Consider the following 512-nt stretch of genomic DNA (forward strand, 5'->3'; position numbering starts at 1 on the left):
TAATTCTAGAGGTTGACGTACAACCATTACTGATGTTTCACGACCAAAGTATTGATCAAGTGGTTTACCGTTGACGACGATGTTACCTGTACCCGCAGATAAGAACACACGAGCTGTTGAAGTTTTACGACGACCTGTACCGTAATTGCGTTCCATGTGTTACTCCTTAGATATCTAATACTTGAGGTTGTTGAGCAGTATGAGGATGCTCAGTACCTGAGTAAACTTTTAACTTTTTAATCATCGCATAGCCCAATGGACCTTTTGGCAACATACCTTTAACCGCTTTGTTAAGTACGTCAGCAGGTTTGTGTGCGATAAGTTTGGTAAAGTTAGTCTCTTTGATACCACCTGGGTAACCGGTGTGACGGTAGTATTTTTTGTCTTGCGCTTTTTTACCAGTCACGGCAACTTTCTCAGCATTAATCACAACGATATAATCGCCTGTGTCAACGTGAGGGGTGTAAGAAGGCTTATGCTTGCCACGTAAGCGTGATGCGATTTCGCTCGCC

General features: G+C 43.0%; 2 protein-coding genes. Both read right to left on the reverse strand.

All coding sequences use genetic code 11. The features are described 5' to 3' along the window. Nucleotides 1-156, reverse strand: a 156-nt coding sequence (rpsI, locus tag IEY58_RS34245; RefSeq protein ID WP_189052669.1) for a 30S ribosomal protein S9, incomplete at its 3' end; no start/stop codon positions are given. Between the two features lie 10 nt (nucleotides 157-166). Next, the coding region (gene rplM, locus IEY58_RS34250) for a 50S ribosomal protein L13 (protein WP_189052670.1) at nucleotides 167-512 on the reverse strand (346 nt) is incomplete at its 5' end.

This window comes from Aliidongia dinghuensis (assembly GCF_014643535.1).
GTDB classification, from domain to species: Bacteria; Pseudomonadota; Alphaproteobacteria; order ATCC43930; family CGMCC-115725; genus Aliidongia; species Aliidongia dinghuensis.